Here is a 609-nt window from a genome sequence, read left to right on the forward strand (position 1 = left end):
AGTCATAAACCGGAACGTTTAACCCCATCATTTTTAGTAATGCTCTAGTCTCCATTATATAATCTACAACTATATCTTCACTTGTTAACTGTTCTATTTCAGAAAAAGATTGATATAAAATAACTTCTTCTCCTTGTAAGTATGCACCTACTTGAGCATTGTACTTATTAATTGAAACTTCACTTGGTAGATTGCTTTGTCTAATATAAACAACCATTTTATCACTCCTATATCACTAGTGTTGCACCTGTTGGTAAAAAAATAATAGCATTTTTGCTGTTATTTTTTTGAGTAAATAGCTCCCATAATATCATCGAAATAATCAACAGTATTTAGGAGCAATTCTATAACTTGGGACTTTGTTAGTCGCATTCCTCTTCTATCTCTAGCATCTTCTACTAAATTTTCAAGTTTCTCTAGATTTTTATCATCCAAGCTAATCATTATTCTATTTTTATCAGTTGCCATTTTCTTCACCTCAAGTCAATTCTATCACAGGTGTTACACTTGTGTTAATTATTTTCTTTTTAAAATATAAATATTTAAATTAGGATACTTTTATACCTTTTTAATATTTTGTATTCAGTATTTAGTAATAAAGACTTAACT

At 28.2% G+C, this 609-nt stretch carries 1 protein-coding gene and 1 pseudogene; both read right to left on the minus strand.

Translation table 11 applies throughout. The features are described from left to right. Positions 1-217: pseudogene (locus tag SPADD19_RS10915) on the minus strand (ATP-grasp domain-containing protein); the annotation flags it as partial. 62 nt (positions 218-279) lie between these two features. Continuing rightward, positions 280-468 carry a hypothetical protein gene (locus SPADD19_RS10920; protein WP_000179769.1) on the minus strand — a complete coding sequence of 63 codons (189 nt, stop codon included), beginning with the start codon at positions 466-468 and terminating at the stop codon, positions 280-282. Between the last annotated feature and the right edge of the window lie 141 nt (positions 469-609).

It is taken from the genome of Streptococcus parasanguinis, from assembly GCF_001578955.1.
In the GTDB taxonomy this organism is placed as follows: Bacteria; Bacillota; Bacilli; order Lactobacillales; family Streptococcaceae; genus Streptococcus; species Streptococcus parasanguinis_U.